The sequence below is a fragment of the Psychrobacter sp. P11F6 genome, from assembly GCF_001435295.1.
Taxonomy (GTDB): domain Bacteria; phylum Pseudomonadota; class Gammaproteobacteria; order Pseudomonadales; family Moraxellaceae; genus Psychrobacter.
Window position 1 is genome coordinate 245,141 of record NZ_CM003594.1, and the last position, 21,960, is coordinate 267,100.

18 protein-coding genes and 2 tRNA genes are annotated in these 21,960 nt (G+C 43.7%); 13 read left to right on the plus strand and 7 right to left on the minus strand.

The window, feature by feature from the left end; all coding sequences use genetic code 11:
- Positions 1 to 595: 595 nt before the first annotated feature.
- A complete protein-coding gene (locus AK822_RS01040) occupies positions 596 to 799 on the minus strand; it encodes a CsbD family protein (RefSeq protein WP_045443240.1) in 204 nt (67 codons plus the stop codon).
- 504 nt (positions 800 to 1,303) lie between these two features.
- On the opposite strand from AK822_RS01040, the gene AK822_RS01045 reads away from it, so the two are divergent.
- Both AK822_RS01045 and AK822_RS01050 read left to right on the plus strand, forming a co-directional pair.
- Positions 1,304 to 1,993, plus strand: coding sequence for a TetR/AcrR family transcriptional regulator (locus AK822_RS01045; RefSeq protein WP_060490257.1), 690 nt, complete (start codon positions 1,304 to 1,306; stop codon positions 1,991 to 1,993).
- A 256-nt stretch (positions 1,994 to 2,249) separates the two neighbouring features.
- Positions 2,250 to 4,478 (plus strand): molybdopterin oxidoreductase family protein, encoded by a 2,229-nt coding sequence (locus tag AK822_RS01050; RefSeq protein ID WP_060490258.1) that lies wholly within the window; start codon positions 2,250 to 2,252, stop codon positions 4,476 to 4,478.
- Positions 4,479 to 4,538: 60 nt separating this feature from the next.
- On the opposite strand, the gene AK822_RS01055 is transcribed toward AK822_RS01050, so the two are convergent.
- Positions 4,539 to 5,864 carry a D-amino acid dehydrogenase gene (locus AK822_RS01055; RefSeq protein WP_060490259.1) on the minus strand — a complete coding sequence of 442 codons (1,326 nt, stop codon included), beginning with the start codon at positions 5,862 to 5,864 and terminating at the stop codon, positions 4,539 to 4,541.
- Positions 5,865 to 5,938: 74 nt separating this feature from the next.
- A complete protein-coding gene (locus tag AK822_RS01060) occupies positions 5,939 to 6,712 on the minus strand; it encodes a CAF17-like 4Fe-4S cluster assembly/insertion protein YgfZ (RefSeq protein ID WP_060490260.1) in 774 nt (257 codons plus the stop codon).
- Between the two features lie 325 nt (positions 6,713 to 7,037).
- Here AK822_RS01060 and AK822_RS01065 point away from each other — a divergent pair, with 325 nt between their 5' ends.
- The 3 genes from AK822_RS01065 to AK822_RS01075 all read left to right on the plus strand — a co-directional run bounded on the left by AK822_RS01065 (position 7,038) and on the right by AK822_RS01075 (position 10,835).
- Positions 7,038 to 7,391, plus strand: a complete 354-nt coding sequence (locus tag AK822_RS01065; protein ID WP_055123598.1) for a zinc ribbon domain-containing protein YjdM — start codon at positions 7,038 to 7,040, stop codon at positions 7,389 to 7,391.
- Positions 7,392 to 7,502: 111 nt separating this feature from the next.
- Positions 7,503 to 8,804, plus strand: coding sequence for a glutamate-1-semialdehyde 2,1-aminomutase (gene hemL / locus AK822_RS01070; protein ID WP_055123597.1), 1,302 nt, complete (start codon positions 7,503 to 7,505; stop codon positions 8,802 to 8,804).
- 282 nt (positions 8,805 to 9,086) lie between these two features.
- On the plus strand, positions 9,087 to 10,835 hold the full coding sequence (locus AK822_RS01075) for an AMP-binding protein (RefSeq protein WP_060490261.1): 1,749 nt from the start codon (positions 9,087 to 9,089) through the stop codon (positions 10,833 to 10,835).
- A 19-nt stretch (positions 10,836 to 10,854) separates the two neighbouring features.
- Here AK822_RS01075 and AK822_RS01080 read toward each other — a convergent pair whose 3' ends face one another.
- Positions 10,855 to 11,193, minus strand: coding sequence for an Mpo1-like protein (locus AK822_RS01080; RefSeq protein WP_060490262.1), 339 nt, complete (start codon positions 11,191 to 11,193; stop codon positions 10,855 to 10,857).
- A 472-nt stretch (positions 11,194 to 11,665) separates the two neighbouring features.
- Between AK822_RS01080 and ppx the strand changes: the two genes are divergently transcribed.
- The 3 genes from ppx (at position 11,666) to tilS (ending at position 16,041) form a co-directional block, all read left to right on the plus strand.
- On the plus strand, positions 11,666 to 13,192 hold the full coding sequence (ppx, locus tag AK822_RS01085; RefSeq protein ID WP_060490263.1) for an exopolyphosphatase: 1,527 nt from the start codon (positions 11,666 to 11,668) through the stop codon (positions 13,190 to 13,192).
- A 226-nt stretch (positions 13,193 to 13,418) separates the two neighbouring features.
- Positions 13,419 to 14,222, plus strand: coding sequence for an acetyl-CoA carboxylase carboxyltransferase subunit alpha (locus tag AK822_RS01090; protein WP_060490264.1), 804 nt, complete (start codon positions 13,419 to 13,421; stop codon positions 14,220 to 14,222).
- A gap of 229 nt (positions 14,223 to 14,451) precedes the next feature.
- On the plus strand, positions 14,452 to 16,041 hold the full coding sequence (gene tilS / locus AK822_RS01095; RefSeq protein ID WP_060490265.1) for a tRNA lysidine(34) synthetase TilS: 1,590 nt from the start codon (positions 14,452 to 14,454) through the stop codon (positions 16,039 to 16,041).
- A 50-nt stretch (positions 16,042 to 16,091) separates the two neighbouring features.
- Here the strand turns inward: tilS and AK822_RS01100 are convergent, their stop codons facing one another.
- A complete protein-coding gene (locus AK822_RS01100) occupies positions 16,092 to 16,604 on the minus strand; it encodes a GNAT family N-acetyltransferase (RefSeq protein WP_060490266.1) in 513 nt (170 codons plus the stop codon).
- 218 nt (positions 16,605 to 16,822) lie between these two features.
- Between AK822_RS01100 and proC the strand changes: the two genes are divergently transcribed.
- Together proC and AK822_RS01110 are read left to right on the plus strand one after the other, a co-directional pair.
- A complete protein-coding gene (gene proC / locus AK822_RS01105) occupies positions 16,823 to 17,656 on the plus strand; it encodes a pyrroline-5-carboxylate reductase (RefSeq protein WP_060490267.1) in 834 nt (277 codons plus the stop codon).
- A gap of 145 nt (positions 17,657 to 17,801) precedes the next feature.
- Positions 17,802 to 18,371 (plus strand): YggT family protein, encoded by a 570-nt coding sequence (locus tag AK822_RS01110; RefSeq protein WP_060490268.1) that lies wholly within the window; start codon positions 17,802 to 17,804, stop codon positions 18,369 to 18,371.
- Between the two features lie 103 nt (positions 18,372 to 18,474).
- Here the strand turns inward: AK822_RS01110 and AK822_RS01115 are convergent, their stop codons facing one another.
- Positions 18,475 to 19,281 carry a hydroxymethylpyrimidine/phosphomethylpyrimidine kinase gene (locus AK822_RS01115; protein ID WP_060490269.1) on the minus strand — a complete coding sequence of 269 codons (807 nt, stop codon included), beginning with the start codon at positions 19,279 to 19,281 and terminating at the stop codon, positions 18,475 to 18,477.
- A gap of 348 nt (positions 19,282 to 19,629) precedes the next feature.
- Between AK822_RS01115 and AK822_RS01120 the strand changes: the two genes are divergently transcribed.
- The 3 genes from AK822_RS01120 (at position 19,630) to AK822_RS01130 (ending at position 20,878) form a co-directional block, all read left to right on the plus strand.
- Positions 19,630 to 19,719: transfer RNA gene (locus AK822_RS01120), tRNA-Ser, on the plus strand.
- A gap of 187 nt (positions 19,720 to 19,906) precedes the next feature.
- A tRNA-Arg gene (locus AK822_RS01125) sits at positions 19,907 to 19,983 on the plus strand.
- Between the two features lie 241 nt (positions 19,984 to 20,224).
- Positions 20,225 to 20,878, plus strand: a complete 654-nt coding sequence (locus tag AK822_RS01130; RefSeq protein ID WP_060490270.1) for an RDD family protein — start codon at positions 20,225 to 20,227, stop codon at positions 20,876 to 20,878.
- Between the two features lie 62 nt (positions 20,879 to 20,940).
- On the opposite strand, the gene AK822_RS01135 is transcribed toward AK822_RS01130, so the two are convergent.
- Entirely contained in the window at positions 20,941 to 21,921 is a 981-nt protein-coding gene (locus tag AK822_RS01135) for a calcium/sodium antiporter (protein WP_060490271.1), read from the minus strand.
- Positions 21,922 to 21,960 lie beyond the last annotated feature (39 nt).

The window sequence follows — 21,960 nt, forward strand, 5'->3', positions numbered from 1 at the left end:
TACATTATCTATCATAATGGACGAAGATTGATGATTAGTGTCTTTTGCGTTAGTAAGTTGTAATCAGGGTAACGAATATGAATCATGTAAGCATATGCTTACACGTAATGACGCTTACGCGACTTAACATCAGGTTAGGAATTAGGCATTATAGTCACACGGCATTAGGGAATGTGACTCAAGGATTGAGTTGACCGCATTAAGGATAATGATTCACTTATTAGCATCAGGATGATAATGATAAGTGGAGTAAGGACGCATACCCTTTGCTGCTATCAGTAGTTAATGCTGGTAGTTGTAGTAAAAAGGGCAGGATGCCCAGTATCACAATATGCTGAATATTATGCAAGGATGCATGGGAAACAGTGGTGATAGGTAACATGGATGGTTAACAATAAAACCGCATAACAGTTAATTGCTATGCGGTTTTATCGTGTCTGGACTTTGAGAAAAGCCTAATCCCTAAAGTAATCGATATTTGATTTAGCTTCTAGAAACTTCGCTAAATATATTTGTCGAAATTTAGATGAAGTGCTAGCAATAAAAAAACCGTATAGGCAATATACGGTTTTTTGTTTTTTGAAATTACAATAACTTAGTATTTATGTTCAGTACGCCATGCATCTACTTCACGTTCAGCATCATCTTTGCTATGACCATAACGTTCTTGAACTTTTCCGACCAATTTATCACGGCTACCTTCAACGTGTAATAAATCATCATCAGTAAGATCAGCCCATTTTTGCTTTACTGAGCCTTTTATTTGGTTCCATTCACCTTTTAGAGTATGTTCGTTCATTTTTATGTTCCTTCTTTTATTATAAAGTTGGTTATTGAGACAATTATTCCATCTGTCTTTAATCGACATTTTACTCAGCTGCTATCAGTACTTATGAATCAGCTAACTGATGATATCTAATATAAGTGCTCACCATCGCCATGTCTGTATATGCAATGTTGAGAGTGTTGCTCCATTATTGAGATCTGCACAGCTATGTTATGCAGCGTCCATTTGTGTAATGAATGAAGTGTTTTATCAGTGACATACGTAAAGAGGATTAACAAGTCTGGCGATGATTTATAAAAAATGACGTAGTAACACGCTGTAAATATAGGAATAAAAAAAGTAGCTGTCATCATAAATGTGGCGGCTATTTTTTTATGATTGTTTTAGGATGGGTTAAAACGAATCATCAAGAATAAGTAAGGTTAAATATTTAGTAATAGACTTCTTGTCTAAATGGCTATAGCCTTATAGTTGAAATAACAATTGTTTTATAGATTAAGTTGGGGCAGGTTGATAGTGAATGTACTTGATAGTGTAAGTGCTACAAAACCGGAAACAAAACGAGAGCTGGCAAAGGCGAAAACGCGTCATACGTTACTAAAAAGTGCCTTGCAGCTGTATAGCGTAGAGGGCGCTTTTGGTATGAGTATGAATAAAATCGCGAAAGGCGCAGGTATTGCTCAGCCAAGTTTTTATAATCATTTTGATAGTTTAGATGCGTTGCAGCAGGTGTTAGGCGAGCAACTTAAAGACAACTATTTATCGCCAATGCGCATGGCGTGGGTAGATATGCTTAAAGACTATCTAACACTGTCTAAAGAGGGTTTCAATGAGCGTTGTCAGGAATGTCTAACATTGATTTTTGATACCGCCTTTCAAAACATCACTTTATTTCAGCGTTTGCTCGAAGACAGTCTGCGCTTTGATTCAAACATAGAACGTAACGGGTTGGGAAGTCTAATCATAGAGATAAGAGAAGAATGGACTAAAATATTTATAGCGGGATTGCAGTCAGCTGAGTGCTCTTTTGACGAATCTGACATTCATCTCTGTGTCGATATCACTGCCGCCCAAGTACATGAATTGATATTGGGATGTCATCAACAGCGTTATTCACGGCAGCAAGCCATTGAGATGTTGTGCAAAAACTTTGATGGACTTTTTAACAGTTTTTTCGCCAAAGACAAGCGCAGAGTAGATGGCTAGTTATTTAGCTTATTAATTTTTAGTAATGCTTAGCTTTAACTAATGCTCAATAGTTTTAAAATGAGCAAATGTATTAACCTCATAAAACGGAATTTATATAGTGAAAGCGATATAGTGAAAGCGATATAGTCGATTCAACTTAAAAGTAGTACAAGGCAACCGAGTTTAGATGTATGTTTAATACTTCAAACGAGGTTAACGCAGTAATACCTTTGTAGTTGAGTGACTATAGTAAAAAATAACAGGGAGCGCGACCATGGCTAGTGAAAAGAGTCACACGGAAGAACAAACACATTTTAGAACCTGTAATTTGTGTGAAGCGATGTGCGGTATTGTCATCAAGCACGATGGTAAAAAGGTATTATCGATTAAAGGCGATAAAGACGATCCATTTTCTAAAGGGTATATTTGTCCAAAAGCGACTGCTTTGCAAGACTTGCATGAAGACAGTGATCGCCTGCGTCATCCCGTTGAGAGAACCGCTAACGGTTGGAAAGAGATTAGTTGGGCTGAGGCGTTAGATAAGGTGGCAGCTGGTATTCAGTCGGTACAGAAAAAACATGGTCAAAACGCTTTCGGGATTTATTTAGGCAATCCTAATGTCCATAATTTGGGCGGCATGTTAACCATTAAGCATCTATTAACCAGTATTAAGACGCGCAGTCGCTTTTCTGCGACTTCCATCGACCAGTTGCCGCATCACATTGTTAGCATGCATCTGTTCGGGCATATGCTGCGCATCCCTGTGCCTGACGTCAATCGTACCCAATATATGCTCATCATTGGTGGCAATCCGCTGGCGTCTAATGGCAGTATTATGACCGCACCAAATATGCGTCAAAAACTAAAAGATATCAAAGCGCGTGATGGTAAAGTGGTAGTCATTGATCCAAGACGCACCGAAACGGCAGATATTGCTAGCGAGCATCATTTTATCCGCCCAGCGACAGATGTCTTACTCTTGCTTGCCATGCTCAATGAAATCTATTTACAAGGTTATGCAGGCAAGGCACGTGCTAACAATAATAGAGCGGCAGCGCTCGCGCCAGAGATTGAGCGCATTGCAGACTTTGCCAAAGACTATAGCGCCGAGTCCGTTGCTGAGATTACTGGCATTGCGGCAAGCGAGATTAAACGACTCGTCAAAGAGTTTTGCGAAGCAGAAAGCTCGGTCTGCTACGGTCGCATGGGTGTATCGGTGCAAGAGTTTGGCTTATTAAGCCAATATCTAATTATGCTGATTAATATTGTCACAGGTCGCTTGGATGAAGTGGGTGGTCTAATGTTCCCTAATCCTGCGGTTGATGTGGTCAATAACTCTGGCCCAGGTTATTTAGGTAAGCGTCATAGCCGCGTGAGTAACTTGCCTGATTTTAACGGTGATTATCCAGTGGTGGCAATGGCGGATGAGATGCTGGTAGAAGGGGCAGGACAGTTAAAAGGATTTATGACTGTCGCGGGCAATCCTGTACTCAGCACGCCCAATGGTGAAAAGTTAGATACGGCTTTTGCCAACTTAGACTTTATGGTCGCTATTGACTACTTTGTCACAGAAACCAGCCGTCATGCGCATATTATTTTGCCGCCAGTATCGCCGCTAGAACGTGACCATTATGATGTTACCTTTAATAATTTCGCCGTTCATAATGTGGCTAAATATTCAAAAGCATTGTTTGCTAAAGAAAAAAACGCCAAACATGATTGGCAAATCTACTTAGAGCTGGCAAAACGCTTGGATAAAAAAGCCGTACTTGCAACCAAAGTTGAACGTCTATTAATAAAAGTTTTGGGTCCGAAATTTGTGCTTAATCAAGGTCTAAAACGTGGGCCTTATAAGGGTCTCAATCTAAAGCAATTGAAGAAAAATCCGCATGGTATTGATTTGGGATCGCTCAAAACCATGCTGCCACAAGCGTTAAAACACAAAGACAAGCAGATTCATCTTAATGTTGATTTTTATCAAGCAGATTTAGAGCGGGTGCAGGAGATGATGCAGGACTATGATGACAAGCAAATTCTATTGATTGGTCGTCGTCATGTCCGCAGCAATAATTCGTGGCTGCATAACAGCTATCGCTTGGTAAAAGGTAAGCCGCGCTGTACGCTCATGCTGCATCCTGAAACAGCGAAAGAGTACGGTATTGAGGATGGTCAAAACGTGAAAGTAACGTCGCGTGTGGGTAGTGTGACGATCGTAGCAGAAGTGACGGATGAGCTGATGCCCAAAGTGGTGAGTATCCCTCATGGGTGGGGTCACGGCCGTAAAGGTGTGAAGCAAAAGATTGCGCAAGCGCATGCTGGCGTTAGTGTTAACGATTTGACGGACGATACCTTAATCGATCAGCTAAGTGGCAATGCGGCAGTCAATGGCGTACCGGTACAACTGCAAGCAATCGCGCCAGAAGTGGTTGATTTGGAGACGACTGACTTGGAGATGGCTGACTCTGATGTTAATTCTGATATTGAATCAGGGAGCGCTGCATAAAATAGTTTTAGCATAAAATTTTTTTACAAATAAGAAAGGCGCTTATATCAGCGCCTTTTTTTACATTTCTAAGCCAACAAAATCAAAATCGACTGGCGGTGTCTCACCCTGTATCAATAAGCTGATCGCCTTTGCCGAACCGCAAGCATGGGTCCAACCAAGCGTACCATGACCAGTATTAAGCCATAAATTATCAAAACTAGCATCCACATTATGACTGCCATGACGGACTTGACCTCTGTGCGCGCGCCCAATTAACGGTACATTAGAAGGTGTCATCGGACGTAGTCCTGTCCAATATTGCACAGAATTGGCAATGATACCTTTGGGAAATAACTGCTGCACACGGCGGGTAATGGCAGCACAGCGGGTGCTATTTAAATCCAAATTGTAGCCGTTAAATTCTGCCGTTCCAGCGACGCGTAACTTGTCACCAAGGCGTGATGTCACCAGCTTAAACTCATCATCAATGAGACTGACAAAGGGTGCTAGATGCGGGGCGCGGGGGTTGATTTGATAAGTGGCCGAGTAGCCTTTAGCAGGGAAAATAGGTAGATGAATATGCAGCGGTTTCATGAGCGATACGCTATAGCTGCCCAATGCCAGTACATGGCTGTCTGCACTAAAGGTTTGCGCGTTTTCGCCCTTGGGTTTAATGGTAATACTATGGATATGCGGGCGAGCAGAATGGGCGTCAGTGTTTAACGCCAGAATCTCGGTATCGTATAAAAACTTCACGCCAGCCTCGATGCAGCGCTCGGCTAAGCGCTGGGTAAATAAATGGGCATTACCCGATTCATCACGGCTGGTATAAGTCGCACCTTTTAGCTTATGAGCAATAGGGTAAAGCGCAGGCTCTAGGTTTACGGCATTATTGATATCGATGACATGACGCTCACAGCCTAACGCTTGCATGCGCTCCGTTGGCGCAATGGCGGCATCAAATTCCGCTTGATTGGTATAAAAATGCATAATACCGCGCGTTTGCTGCTCGTAATCAATACCAATATCAGCACGCAGCTGTTGTAGTGTATCTCGTGAATACAAGCCTAAACGTACCATTTGTACCAGATTGGCATCGGCTTTATCTGCACGGCATTCTTGCAAAAACTGCATCGCCCACTTAAGCTGTGCCTTATCAGCACGCAAGCGATACAACAGCGGTGCATCCTCGCGAAACAGCCATTTAAGCGCTTTCATTGGAGCCGCTGGATTGGCCCAAGGGGTTGCGTGCGAGACAGATATTTGCCCACCATTGGCAAATGAGGTCTGCATACCGGCGGCTGGCTCACGCTCAATGACGGTCACATCGTAGCCTGCTTGGCGAAGATACCATGCGGTGGTCACGCCCACCACGCCCGCTCCGAGTACCGCAATATGGGTCATAGATTACTCTGCTGCTTTTTTAGTAAAAATGTTTTGAAGAGTACTGCTTATTACGCGTCACTCATCATGTCGTACTATTTTTGACGCGCAACATCGGCTTGCAGCGCTGGCGGTAAGTCTAATATCGTAAACTCACTATCGGCTAAATGCTCTGGACGGGCAATGACCAATGCTTTAAAACCATTACCATTAATAGTGTCATCGGCAATCGCATTGACCACCTGAATTTTTTCTAGCTTGTCACCGGCTGCTGGCACGTCACCTGCGCCGCTGACATAATGTAAAAACGCTTTTGGCGCTGCCTTAAAATAAATACGGGCAATCACTTCTTGACCAAGATAGCAGCCTTTGTCATAGTCCATACCGCCGCGCTGATGCAGACGCAGCTCTTGTGGCTGAAACAGACCTTGCGTGGCAGCAACTATCCAATAGTTGCCAATGGCAAGACTCGCTTGCATCCATGCTTGGGTATCGGTTGGCGTATTGTGGTCTTCCTGATGACTAAAAGTTGGCACGTCATCAAGCACGCAAGGATAAATGGGCGCCGGCGTACTGGTGTCAAATTTTGAAAAGGCACCGAACTTTTTTAAATGGGCTTGAAAAGCCTCAGCGCAATCGGCACTGATAACCACATCATAATGCTTTTCGGCTTGTTTTTTTATCCACAAACCAAAATCAATGCGACCTTTTAGATTACTAAGCGCCGTTGCTTGATAACTGAGTCCGAGCTTGGTGACATCAGAGGTTAGCTGCCCCTGCAAGAATTTTTCTGCATCTTCACCTTGAATCGTTAGTTGAACAAAGTGTGGCAATGTTGATGGGAGGGTCGATACGTTTGATTGAGTCATTATTATTATCCTATTCATAAGTCGCTATCGTTATCAGTAGCCATAGCCTCAGATATTGTGGTGAATACTGAGTTGTTAAAGTAATTGTTAAAGTAAATATTGAGGTTTTACCATCTAAAGATACATGGTCATCAAACCAAATTTAGTTAAAGCAGAGTACCACAAAACACTGTGTGATAAAAAACGTCCGCTGTAAGACATGAGTGAATCTATCAATTAGTCACAGCACAGCATTTACAAGCGAAGCGATTGGTTAAAGCTGGCGAGTTACGGTACAATGTTAGCTCTAGAATACACCCAATTTATCACGGCTGACGAGGAAATTATGAGCTTACCCAATTGCCCAAAATGCGATGCTGAATATACGTACGAAGATGGTGCGTTACTGGTATGTCCCATGTGTGCTCATGAATGGACTGCGGCTGAAACCGATGCGGCACAAGCTGAAGAGCAAGACGCGGTCATTCGTGATGCGGTCGGTAATGAGCTGCAAGATGGCGATACCGTCACCGTGATTAAAGACTTAAAAGTCAAAGGCTCATCGATTGTTATTAAAGTTGGTACCAAAGCAAAAGGTATTCGCCTGCTGCCCGATGCCTCTGATGGTCATGATATTGACTGTAAACTTGATGGCTTTGGGCCAATGAAGCTTAAATCATCTGTTGTTAAAAAAGCATAAATTATTAAATGTGCTTTAAAAATCTGCTAAGCATTAACAATAAGCCGCAAAATTATTTTTAATAAAATAAGACAGAACCAATATTAAAGAAATAATAAGTAGAGAATGATTATGAGCACTAAAAACGAACAGCTATTTGCGCAAGCTCGCAAACATATTCCTGGCGGCGTAAACTCGCCCGTCCGTGCCTTTGCTGGTGTTGGTGGCACGCCTATTTTTATGCACCGTGCTAACGGCAGCAAAATTTATGACACCGAAGACAATGCTTACATCGATTATGTCGGCTCTTGGGGTCCAATGATTTTGGGTCATGCGCACCCTAAAGTGATTGATGCCGTTAAAAAAGCGGCTGATGATGGTTTAAGCTTTGGTACGCCAACGCCGTTTGAAACCACTGTTGCCGATAAAATTTGCGAAATTGTCCCAAGCGTTGAGATGATTCGCATGACTAGCTCCGGTACAGAAGCGACCATGAGTGCAATTCGTTTGGCTCGTGGCTATACCCAACGTGACAAAATCGTTAAATTTGAAGGTTGCTATCATGGGCATTCAGACAGCTTATTAGTAAAAGCAGGTTCGGGCATGCTAGATATTGGCGAGCCAACCTCAAAAGGTGTGCCAGCGGATTTTGCTAAGCACACCATTACCATTCCTTATAATGATCCGCAAGCGATTAAAGATTGCTTTGAGAAATGGGGCGAAGAAGTCGCCTGCATTATCTTAGAGCCGATCGCTGGCAACATGAATATGGTCATTCCGACCCAAGAATTCCATGATACCTTGCGTGCAGAATGTACTGCCAACGGTTCAGTGCTGATCTTTGATGAAGTGATGACGGGCTTCCGTGTTGGTCTGGGCGGCGCACAAGCACATTTCGGCATTGATCCTGATTTGACGTGCTTTGGTAAAATCATCGGTGCAGGTCTGCCAGTTGGCGCTTTCGGTGGTAAAAAAGAAGTGATGTCTTGCATTGCGCCACTCGGCGGCGTCTATCAAGCTGGCACATTGTCAGGTAATCCACTGGCAATGCGTGCGGGTATCGCGATGTTTGAAGACTTAACCGTAGATGGTTTTTATGCTGAGTTAGCAGCGAAAGTTGATCGTCTAGTAGACGGTTTTCAAGCGGCGGCTGACAAACACGGCATCAACATGCGTACCAATAAATTGGGCGGCATGTTTGGCATGTTCTTTGTGAAAGACAATGAGACTGACACGCCAAAGAACTTCGATGACGTGACAGAGTGCGATATGACAGTGTTTAATACGTTCTTTCACGGCATGCTAGATCGCGGAATTTATTTGGCACCCTCTGCTTATGAAGCAGGCTTTATGTCTATCAAGCATAGCGATGAAGATATTGATGCGTCGATTAAAGCTGCTGACGAGATTTTTGCAGAAATGGCAAAAGCGTAACTGTTTATTCAGGATATTATTTATTCAGAACCTTGTTTATTTAAGACCTTGTTTAAAATGTATGTACTTACAAGAACCAGTATGAGAGATCATGCTGGTTTTTTTGTGCCCAATATTTATCCTTTTGTGATTTTTACTATAAAAGATAAAGATTTTCTGACGATGATTGCATAAATTAAAAAACTAGGACGAAGACAATTCCTTCTTTGGGTGATTGCAAAATAAACAATAAATTATGCTATTCTGAGATGAATCAAGACAATTGAGCAAGGACGCCAACTGATGACTACAAGCACTAATGATATACCTAGCAGTAATACGCCACCGTTATGGCAAGCCTCATATGAGAAATATGGAATAAGAAATAATTTAGATGTATTAGATAACAAGCACAACCTGCTAGATTTGTTGCAACCTAAGATAGATCAGCATAGTGATTCTGTAGCTTTTAGTATGGGGCCTGCCACCCTTACCTTTGCACAATTGGATATTGCCAGCCGCCGCTTTGCTGCTTTTTTGCAAGCACAAGGAATCAATAAAGGCGACCGTGTCGCTGTGCAGTTACCCAATATATTGCAGTATGCCGTGGTGTTACTTGGTTGTCTGCGAGCAGGCGCGGTATTGGTGAATGTCAATCCGATGTATACCCATTATGAATTGGCGCATCAGCTGACGGATGCTCAAGCTAGTGTGCTGATTGTCCTCGATGGTATGACCTCTGCTTACGATCAGTTAGATGATGCAGTCAAAGCGCAACTGTCATTGGTTGTACATTGTTCCGTCAATCCGAATGCTGCACCTGCTGATAACGATATTGCTTTGCTTACCCAACTTGAACCGTCAGCCGATACTACTCGTCAATTCAATCAAACCAACCAAACCACAGCCGATAATGCTGTAAACTATATCTCAGAGCAGAATATAAGCTTTGCCCATATTATGAGTGCATACCACGCTGAGCAATATCAGCCTGTTACTATTGAGCGTGAAGATTTAGCTTTATTGCAATATACGGGTGGCACGACCGGCAAGCCAAAAGGCGCGATGCTCACGCATTACAATGTCATGGCCAATGTCTGTCAGTGTTATGCGATGTTTGGTCATGCGATTGAAGCGGGTCGTAGCGAGCAGATCAAAATACTCAATCCGTTGCCGCTTTATCATATCTTCTCATTTACCGTTTGCGGCTTACTAGGCATTTATGGCGGCTGGGAAGACATACTGGTCACCAATCCGCGTGATATCGATGGACTAGTCAATACCATCGAGCAGCATCGTCCGCATGTCATTCCTTCGGTTAATACCTTATTTATTGGTATGCTGCATCGTCCAAAGTTTACCAACCTTGATTTTAGTCGCTTGGCACTGTCTATTGGTGGCGGCACAGCAATCATCAAAGCCGTATCTGATCAGTGGCAACAAGTCACTGGTATGATTATCAATGAAGGTTACGGCATGTCTGAAACTGCACCAGTTATCTCTTTTAATCCACCTGATATAGATCGTTTCAACGGTAGCGTTGGTCTGCCACTTGCGATGATGGATATTAAAATCATTGATGAACAAGGTGCAACTTGTGCAATAGGTACACGGGGCGAGGTTTGTATTAAAGGCCCGCAGGTCATGCGTGGTTATTGGCAACGAGACAATGCAGATACTTTTACAAAGGATGGCTACTTTAAATCAGGTGATATTGGTGTGCTAGATGAACATGGATTTTTGACGCTGGTGGATCGCAAAAAAGACATGATACTGGTTTCAGGATTTAACGTCTATCCAAACGAAGTGGAAGCGGCATTGACAGAGCATCCGAAAGTACTTGAAGTCGCGGTGGTTGGTATTGTAGATGAGCACAGCGGCGAGGTACCCAAAGCGTTTGTGGTCAAAAAAGATTCGAGCCTAACGGTAGAAGAGTTACAAAGCTTCGCAAGCGAACGTTTAACAGGTTATAAACGCCCGCAGTCATACGAGTTTATCGATGAATTGCCCAAAACGGCGGTAGGAAAAATATTACGTAAGTCTTTACGTTAGTTGGGCTAGTGGCGAGTTATTATCGTCCGATTTTATCAAATTTACGGTCTTTTAAGCTGAGTCTACCGCGTAGGACATCACTGTACATACGAAAGTCGCTAACAAAGCTTTTTAGCGGGAATTTGAACGAGGCAGGTTTGTTTTTTTCAAAGAAAAAATGACCGACCCAAGCGCAAGCATATCCAGCAGCGAGGCCTTTGAGTAATGGTTTTGGCGAAGCGGTTTTGACCGACTTTGCGAGTCCCAATAAGCCAAAGCTACTACCGGCGAAATGTAAGCGGCGGCAAGCCATGTTTTGATGTTCAGCTAAGTAGAAGTCATAAAATTTCTGCTTTGTTGGGCTGACGGTTGTCATCATGTTTTTTTAGCATTGCTGACCGCTTGAGTATCGGCGTTTTTGGTAGTGTTTTGTGTGGTCGTTTGATTCATTTGTTTAGCTTCCTTGCTAATCGTTTATTGAGTATAGATATTAGGGCGAGTCATTAGGGGGCTTTCTGTTTCACTAAAACGGCTAGGCGGTCATTAAGTAACTGTTATTTATTATAATATTGGTCGTTTTTAATGTAGCAAAACGCTATCCTTAACACAAGCAATGGATATTTATGGCGCATTCGTTATTTTGTGAATGATGCGCTTGCTGCTTAATTAGCATTTGGGTCACTTGCCAGTGTTTGGCATAAATGCTTTAATGGCGAAAATTACGTCAAATACGTGAGCCGCTTTGCGTAAATGGCTCTATTTGGTGCAGCTACGATGTTTATATGACTCAATCGTCTAATTTTTAGCCCATATCCTCCCCCCTTTTATCCAACACGGTAACGATTCCTCTTATGCCTATTGACTACCTTACAAATCCGCCGCTTGCTGATGATGAAATGATGGCAGCCATTGATATCGGTTCCAATAGTTTTCATCTGGCCATTGCGCGTCTTGACCATGGTGAGGTGCGAAAAGTCGTTTCTATGTCTGAAAAAGTTCAGCTCGCCGCAGGCTTGGATGAAAACAATATCTTAAGTGCGGCAGCTGCACAGCGAGGTCTTGACTGTTTGAGCCGATTTGTGGCGCGTTTGGATTCGGTACCACCCGAACGCATTCGCGTGGTTGCGACCAACGCTTTACGCCAAGCCAAAAATGCTAATGATTTTATTGCCCGTGCCAATAAAATATTGCCGAAACCTATTGAGATTATCGCGGGACGAGAAGAGGCACGTTTGATTTATTTGGGCGTGTCACACACCAATGCCAGTAGTGATAAGCGTTTGGTCGTCGATATCGGCGGTGGTTCGACCGAGTTCATCATTGGTCAAGAGTTCGATCCGCTATTGACCGAGAGTTTGCAGATGGGCTGTGTCGCCTTTACCCAGAAGTACTTTGCCGATGGTCAAATCACGAAAGAAGCCTTTAATAATGCGATATCAGCCGCTCGCAAAGAAGTGTTAGCGATTCAGGGTCGTTATCAAAAATTGGGCTGGAGTAGTGTGGTTGGCTCGAGTGGGACGATTAAAGCGGTACGTAATGTGCTGGTATCTAAGGGCTGGGCTGATGAGCAAGAGCGCATCACTTATAAAGGTGTCAAAAAGTTAGAGAAACTGTTGCTTAAAATTGGCAACGTCGATGACATCGATTTAGAAGGTGTTAAGGAACATCGCAAAGCCGTCTTCCCTGCAGGCGTTGCGGTACTGCGTGCGGTCATGAAAGTGCTGGGTGTCGATACCATTACTTACTCAGATGGTGCACTACGTGAAGGTGTGATGTACGACATGCTTGGACGCTTTGCTAGCGAAGATGTTCGTGACCGCAGTGTGCTGGCGCTGATTAAGCGTTATTCAGGGGACAAAAAACAAGCCAAACAAGTGGTGAAAACCAGTCGTCATTTATTTGAGCAAGTAAAGGAGAAGCTCGCCCTTACCAATGATGATTGTGATTTACTCAGGCGTGCGGCTTTCTTGCATGAGATAGGATTGGCCATCAGTCATAGTAGTTATCATAAGCATAGCGCGTATTTGCTTGAGTATTCTGATATTCCAGGATTCTCGCAAGTCGATCAAAAGCGCATGGCACAGCTGATGCTCAATCATCGTCGTAAGCTCAAGGCTGATATGTTAGAGCAGACCTGTACTATCGGTGGTAATCAGCTCGTTTATCTTTGCCTGTTGCTACGCTTATCCGTACTAGCGCATCACAGCCGCAGCGATTATGAATTACCAGAATTACAGTTACAAGCCATGGATGATCATTGCTGGCAAATCACCGTTGCCGATAGTAGTGAGCATTATGCTTTCTTATTGCCGGATCTGCATACTGAGATTGAGCAGTTTGCTAAATGGGGCGTGACGCTGAGCGTGGTTGAGGGCTAGACAGCGCTGGTTTGCACTGACGATCAACACGATGCCGTTACTATTGTAATGAGTATGCTATAGATTAACGTAACAAAAGCGGCTTTGTCAGTAATGTCATGCCATTTAAGATGTGCTACTATAGCCTCTATTGAGTTTACAACTGTACTTTCATTATCTAAAAATCGATAACGATATTATTCTTAAACATAAATACATTAAGTATAATTATTAAAGGGAAGCGTCTATGAGCACTGTCTGGGATAGTGTGCAGCTTGCACGGCACGCCAAGCGTCCATTATTTATGGACTATGTTAATCAGCTGTTTACCGAATTCGATGAGTTGCACGGTGACCGTGCTTTTGCCGATGATAAGGCTATTCTTGGTGGTCTGGCGCGTTTTGATGGTCAGCCTGTGATGGTGATTGGTCAACATCGCGGTCGCAGCACCCGTGAGCGTATTGCCCATAACTTTGGCATGGCCAATCCTGAAGGCTACCGCAAAGTGATTCGTTTGGTCAAAATGGCTGAGCGTTTTAATATCCCTGTGATGACCTTTGTCGATACCCAAGGCGCTTATCCGGGTATCGGCGCTGAAGAGCGCGGACAAGCGCAAGCCATTGCCGAAAGTATCGCCGTTTTTTCTAGCCTAAAAGTGCCTATTATCGTGACTATCATCGGTGAAGGCGGCTCAGGTGGGGCGTTGGCTATTGGCGTTGGTGACAAAGTAAATATGCTACAAAATAGTATTTATTCGGTTATCTCTCCGGAAGGTTGTGCTTCTATCCTGTGGAAAACAGCTGAAAAAGCACAAGACGCTAGTGAAGCCTTGAAATTAAATGCGATTAATTTATATCAAATGGGGCTGATTGATGCCGTCATTGAAGAAGGTGAAGGCGCGCATATCAAGCCGCAACCAGTCATGATCGCCTTGAAAGCACTTATTACTGAGCAGTTAGATGAGATTAAAGATTTAGACGCACACGCGCGTTGTGAGCTGCGTTATGAGAAGCTGAAAACCTTTAACTCAGAAGTGATGTTACCTGCTTAATGGTCGCTATCACACCTCTGTTACTAAGCCTCTATGCATGGACACAAAGCTTTTCATATTAGAGACTGAGTCTTAATGCTAAAATAAAAACGTGTCATTTTATGGCGCGTTTTTTTGTGGCTGTTAATATAGGCTGTAACTGACGCTGTAACTGATGTCGTAGCTGACGTATGAGCAGATTCATTGATATGTCAATTCATGTATACATGCTAAATAAATAAGGCTGATTATGACCAGCAGTGCAATCCTCTCGCATCCTATGAAGCCAATCGCAGACCTGCCTGTCGATGCCGATCTGGCACAAGCATTATTGAGCAGTATGGTTGAATATGGTGAACAGCTGCACGGTCGACGGCTTTGGCTGGCGTGTAGTGGTGGTCGTGATTCATTAGCATTGGCTGCGCTGTGTGTGCAGCTCTATCGACAAGGTAAGTTGCCATTTTTGCCACAATTGCTGCATGTCAACCATGGTTTGCAAGCAGATAGTGACACTTGGGCGATGCATGTCGCTCATTGGGCAGCAGTGCAGCAGATACCATGTCGGATTTTACGTGCGCAAGTGAATGGTCATGATGAGCAAGCCGCAAGGCAGGCTCGTTATGATGTCATGCGAGCGCAACTCAATCAAGATGATGTATTGCTCTTAGCGCATCATGCCGATGACCAAGCAGAGACGGTGCTGATGCGGCTGATACAAGGCGCTGGGGTGAATGGTCTGTCGGGTGTGCAGCCGTGGCGTATCCAAACGCAGGGCACACATCGTATGACATTATGGCGGCCTTGGCTCACTGTACGACGAGCCACTATCAGCGCTTATGCCCAACGCTTGAAATTGCCCTATATCGACGACCCGACCAATGATGCTGGCGATAATGTGCGGAGTGGACTGCGCCGTGATGTCATGCCAGCACTGACAAAATATAATCCCAACGTCATTGACAACATTGCTCGTAGTGCGCAGCTACTAAGTGACGCGCAAGCGACTGTCAGCGCTCAATCAGCAAAAGACATGCATCGCACAGCTATTCACTCTTTACAGCTACCATCCGCACAACGTGTGCTAAATATTGATGAGCTACAGAAACTACCGCTTTATCGGAAGCGCCAATTATTGCATTATTGGTTGGGTCAAGATGAGCCATTACCGCCTGCTAAGCAGCTGGTCGATGATGTATTTATGCTAAGCCAACGTGGAGATGCTGATCACCAAACGGCGCTTTTTTGGCAAGCTCGCAAGCAGTCCTATACGATTTGCCGCTACCGTCAGCAGCTTTATCGTTTAAGCAGTGAGTGGCGCAAGTGGTTAGCATTACCGCTTACCAAACAGATTCAACCCTTATCTGATTTTGTTGTGGCTGATGCTGATTCAGCGGCTGCCCAGCCTGTGTCAGTTACCTTACGCAGGGATAATAAATTGACTTGGCAAGCGCAAATGATGCCAAATGCCTTGGCAGAGCTATTAGACAGCGACCAAGATGGTGATGAGAAGTTTGAGATTACCTTTGCACCATTAGGTCGTCAACAGCGTGTGCAAACTGCCTTGGCATCACGTCCACAAGCAGGCAAAAAACTATATCAAACGCTTGGTGTACCTGTATGGTTGCGCGAGAGTTTGGTGGTGGTCAGTGCCGTATCCGTACAGCAGGATAAAGAATGGCCATTATTGCTGGTATCACCTTTTGAGAGCTGGATACTAGGGACGAGTAGATCGCTAACAGACACGACAGACAATATTGGCATTTTAGACAGTGCTATTAGAAGCAATGTTATTACAAACAATGTTATTAGAAACAGTCTAAGCATCAATAACGCTTTTTAATATTTGCAACCTAAACCTTCTAGGAGGTCAGGTTATCTAGGGCTAGGCCATCAAGTCATCAGGTCATCAAGTTTTCTAACCATTTTGATATCTATTATTTGCATGATTTTGTAGCATTCTTCACTCTTTTCGCCATTAGCTACAAAGCCAAATTTTTGATAGAAATCAATAGCAGCCACATTATTTTCTAATACCCATAAATAAAAATGGGCATGGATATGAGATTCTAAGAGAGCTTGTAATGATGCTGTCATTAATTGAGTGCCTATACCCAATCCTTGGTAGTCGGGCAAAACATACAACGTGGTAATTTCATAATTTTTATTGTTAATGAAGTAGCCAATAAACCCCAAATTATGATGATGAGCATCATATGCTATCCAGACAATAACATCAGGATGCGCCATTAACTCCTGCCACATTTTTGTCTTATTACATAAGTTGTTTTTATTATTGATATAGGACACTGGTAGCAAATCTAAATAGGCGGCATGCCAACTTTTGAAGTGAATGTTAGCAATATCTGCATAATCCTCAGGGTTGGCTTTACGAATGAAAAACATAGTACTCTCCGTCACTGATTTTATATAATGCCCTTGTTAATCTAACCGTTTGGTTGTGCAATAGTCCATGGCAATTAAGTGATTCAACGGAGCTTACAGCCGGGTTAGATGCCGTCAATTTATCAAACGATGCCAGTAGCAGTATGGTAAACTGAGTGTCATTTTACCTATCATTATGTTAGTTTGAATACCTTTGGATTTTTGAATAGGAGACATGTATGTCAGTATTAGATAATAAGAAAATCAGCTTTATCGGTGGCGGTAATATGGCGCAGGCTTTGATTAGCGGGCTTGTCAGCTGCGGTGTCAAACCGAGTTTAATTACCGTTGCTGATCCTAGCAGTGAAGCGCGCGAGCAATTGGCTGCTAAAGGATTGAACACGGTCGATCCAACTGCTGATGCAAAAGCTGCCGTTATCGATGCTGACATTGTGGTGCTGGCGGTCAAGCCGCAAGTGATGAAAGCGGTAGTCAGTAGCTTTGCGGATGTCTTAGACAAGCAGTTGGTAATTTCAGTGGCAGCAGGTTTGTCGACTGAGCTTTTATCTGACATGTTGGGTGGCTATGACAATATCGTCCGTGCGATGCCAAATACCCCTGCAATGATTCAAATGGGCGCAACGGGTCTGTACGGTACTGATAATATTTCTGCTGAACAAAAGCAGTTAGCAACGGCGGTGATGGAAGCATCAGGATTGGTCATGTGGGTCGATAATGAAGAACACATGCATGCGGTAACCGCCGTATCAGGGTCAGCACCAGCGTATATGTTTTACTTCATTGAATCCATGATTGACGGGGCAGTGGCTTTAGGTTTGGATAAAGAGCAGGCTTCAGCGCTCGCTATGCAAACCATGTTAGGCGCGGCAAAAATGGCAATGAATAGTGAAGACGCACCTGCTGAATTGCGTCGCAAGGTCACCTCGCCAAATGGAACCACCCAAGCCGCCGTTGAGTCAATGCAAGCCAATGATATCGGTGGTCAAATCGTTGAGGCTATGCAGGCTTGCTATGACCGTAGCCAAGCCTTGAGTGAAGAGATGAGTAAATAATCATCCATGTATCAGGCGCGTTATTTGCTAAAAGCGCATGACGCGCCTGAGCCGTAATACTAAGCATCAATACCAAGCACCAATACCAAGCAATGACAGTCGTCATCCCAAAACCTGTTAATAATGTCACATTGAGTAGCACTTCATGAACAACATGTTATTTCAAATCTTTGATTTGGTCACCACCTTCGCCATGATGTTGGTGTTTATTCGTTTTATGCTGCAATTTGCAGGGATGGATGCCAGCAACCCCATGATTGCGCCTGCTTATAAAGCGACGCACATTGTCGATGTGTTTGGACGTATTTTTCCAACCGTCGGGCAAGGGCGTATCAGTATTGCGGCTATCGTCCTGATGTTTTTGATTCGTTTGATCGATATCTCTGGAAAAGCAGCACTGACCCATAAAGGTATCGCTCCTGTACCGTTATTTTTCACTGGTACTATCAGCTTGGTATTAGACTTTTTACGTATGTGTCGCTATCTCGTCATTGGTTCCATCATTGTCAGCTGGATTGTGGTATTTACCCAATCTCAGCATCCGATTATTGGTATCATTGTCAATTTAGCGGAGCCAATCTTGGCGCCATTTCGTCGAATCACACCAAACTTGGGTATGATTGATTTATCACCAATGGTCGCATTCATTGCTTTTATTTTGCTTGAGATGTTTATTGGTGGCTTTGCCGCGAGCTTCATGCCGATGTTGGGTTGAGTTGGATTAATGGTCACTTGAAAGCCGCTATCTAAAATTACCAGTAGCTATCTAAAAAAAGGGCGCTCTACGAGATATAGAGCGCCCTTTTTTTATTGATTATTTAGAGGTTATGCTGAAAGTCTATAAAACGATTGGGTATTAATTGGGCTTGGTGATTATTAGGGTGCGGTGTATCAGCGGCACGCAGCGTCTGGGTAATCCAGCTGTCTGCTGCCCTTACTGCATCGATAAGCGCATCACCCATTGCTAAGCGCCCAGCGATAAAGCTGGCAAGCGAACAGCCAGAGCCATGAAATTCGCCCGTTAAGCGCGGCAAGGTGCTTTTATGTACCATCTCACCCTTTATGTACAAATACTGCTCTATATCGCCGCTATCAAAGTCGTGTGAGGTTTTTACCAATACGGCATAGGTGCCTTGGGCGCATAGTTTTTGCGCGCCAATATGTAAGTCTTGCTCACCACTTAATGCGCGTAGCTCATGAGTATTCGGTGTGATAAGGGTCGCGTATGGTAACAGCTCTCTAAATGCGCTAACGAGCGTCTTTTCATCGCCCAAACTGCCACCACTATTGGCAACCAATACGGGATCTAATACAAATGGCGTATCAGCGGCGATAAGGCGCTTGGCAAACAATTGAGTCAGCATAGCGATATTATCAGTTGTACCCAACATACCTGACTTAATAGCTGCAACAGGCAAATCATCGAGCACTGCGGTGGCCTGATCCTTTACCAAATTTGCTGCACAAGCTTCAAAACCAAAGACTTGCTGCGAGTTTTGTATGGTAATAGCTGTACAAGCAATGGCAGCATGCGCACCTGCTTGACCGATGGCTTCTATATCCGCTTGTAATCCAGCGCCGCCTGAGGGGTCTAATCCTGAAAAACACAGTACCACTGGTCGCATAAAAATTCCTTTGACATAATCTACAATGAGTAACAAATACTATAGACACCCACTGCTAAAAAAGCCATAGTAGGTGAGAGATGGTACATAGACAATCCATCAATTAATTAACAACAACCCAGAGCGTGCCGACCAACTTAAATATCGTTTTTACTAGTTTTTATTGATATTTGAGCTGCTTAAGAGGCTATGAAACCATATAAACAAATAAATATGATAAAAACTGCATTAAATTTGTAGACAGTGCTTGCAATTCGTTTTGGCTTTGCTATAATACTCGCCCACGGGATAAGACGTATTATCAGCAATAATACTATTTTTTAGAACTTAAAAAGTCTTACGTCGTTTGGTGAAGTGGGTGAGTGGCTGAAACCAGTTCCCTGCTAAGGAACCATACGTTTGCGCGTATCGAGGGTTCGAATCCCTCCTTCACCTCCATTTATTCGGTTTTTAGTAGAGTAGTGACGCGATATAAAAGCGTTAATAACCTTCTGTTTTATTAAAGCAAAAACTATTTTGATTTTAATAAAAAAAGATGTTGACACAAGCGAAATTATCTATATAATAACCAACCTAATTTGCTGCAATTGTTTCTTAACAACGCAGTAAATGATGTGCAAAGTACGCGCTTGTAGCTCAGTTGGATAGAGCACTTGGCTACGAACTAAGGGGTCGGGAGTTCGAATCTCTCCAAGCGCACCATTTGCATCATCACTTCTTTAACCCAGTTAGAGAAACCTTAAAATAATCGCCTGTCTTATGACAATTTGGCGATTTTTTTATGTCTGCAATTTCTGTGTGATAGTCTTATGAGCTGATGAGTCATACGACATGGTTATACCACATTGTTATATGACTTACGGCATCTTAGGATAATGTACGATAAGACCGTGAATTACGGTACAATAGAGTCATTATTCACTGCTTGCTATGAGCTTGTACCATGTCAAAGAGTTTACCTAAACGACCTACCAAATCTGCTGCTCAAACTAAAGCATCAGCATATCATGCCGCTGAAAGTGAAGAGCTAACGATTGCTAAACCTGGCACTCGTATGGCAGCCATTCTTTATGATGGCATGTTAATTTTAGCGTTGTTGTTTTTGGTCGGTACCCTGCTAACCGTGATTGGTACACTTATCACGATGGAGACGGGTAGCGAGTCGTCACAAGCGCAGTCGCTGCCAACGTGGTATCAAAACGTGATTATGACGCCGTCTTTTATACTAACGTTAGTGGGATTCTATGGGATATTTTGGCGTCGCGGTGGGCAGACATTAGGTATGCAGACTTGGCGGTTAAAGACGGTCAATAGTAATGGTCACTTGCTAACGTGGGGACAGTCATTTAAGCGGATTTTAGCGGCCAGTATCATGCCACTTATATTTGGTATCATTGGTAGTGTCATCGATGGCTCGCGTGCTGTTTTATTGACCAGTTCCTTTTTGGGCTTTGTCTTTAACTATGCTTTTTGCCTCTTTAACCCACGTGGTCTCGCAGTGCAAGATATGCTATCGAATACCATTACCTTAAAAATGCCAAAGACAGAGAATGAAGGACTATGGCGGGTGATTAGAAATCGCAAGCAAGGAAAATAAACCACATTATCTTCGCCATAGTCTGTTCATGCATTTTGAGGTCTGTTAATACACTCTAAGCGTTACAGGTTGACGGTTTGTATCAGCCATAAAGTATAACCGACAAAGAATAAGACCAAAGTCGACCCAGAAGTGCGACCGAATGGACGCTTACTCATAAAGGCAAACCCGCACAATACCAAGAGTAATAAGGTGACCAATCCCATCGCCACTATATCGCGTGATAAGATAATTGGACTGACTGTGATTGGCGCTATAAGCGCTGCGAGACCAACGACACCCAAGGTGTTAAATATATTAGAGCCAATAATATTACCCAGTGCCATGTCGTGTTCGCCTTTACGGGCGGCTGATAGGCTCGATACCAGCTCAGGTAACGATGTCCCCACAGCAACAATCGTCAATCCAATCACCAGTTCGCTCACGCCCCACAGCGTTGCCAATTCTACTGCACCCCAAACTATAGCCCGCGAGCTAATGACCAGTAAAAGCATGCCGATAACTAAGCTGATGAGTCCCCGTGTTAGGGTTTGCTCGATGTGTTCAGCATCAACGCTTTCTGCTATGGGTTCTCCTTCGTGCTCATGGTTGCCTTCACGTAAGCTTAGTACAATCTGAATGCCTAAAGTCACGACCAGCAGTGCTATCAATACAATCGCATCTGCTTGGTCTAATTGCCCATCACGCAGCTGCCATGCGGCGACCATAGTAATCAATACTAATAGAGGTAAATCACGCTTGATGATACCCTTACGAATGATAATAGGGCTAATCAATACGGTTGCACCCAATACCAGCGCAATATTGATGATGTTTGAGCCATAAGCGTTGCCTAATGCCAAATCAGGGCTGCCTTCTAGTGCCGCCAATACCGACACGACCATCTCAGGGGCGGATGTACCGACACCCAAAATCAACACACCTATTAAGAAACTGGGAACGTTGAATTTTTTTGCTAAGGCAGTGGCGCCATCAACAAAAAGGTCTGCACTCCAAACAAGAATAGCTAGTCCGATCAATACTGCAATAACTGCCAACCACATCAGTTTGTTTCCTTATTAGTGTTAATACCAAACCTAAAA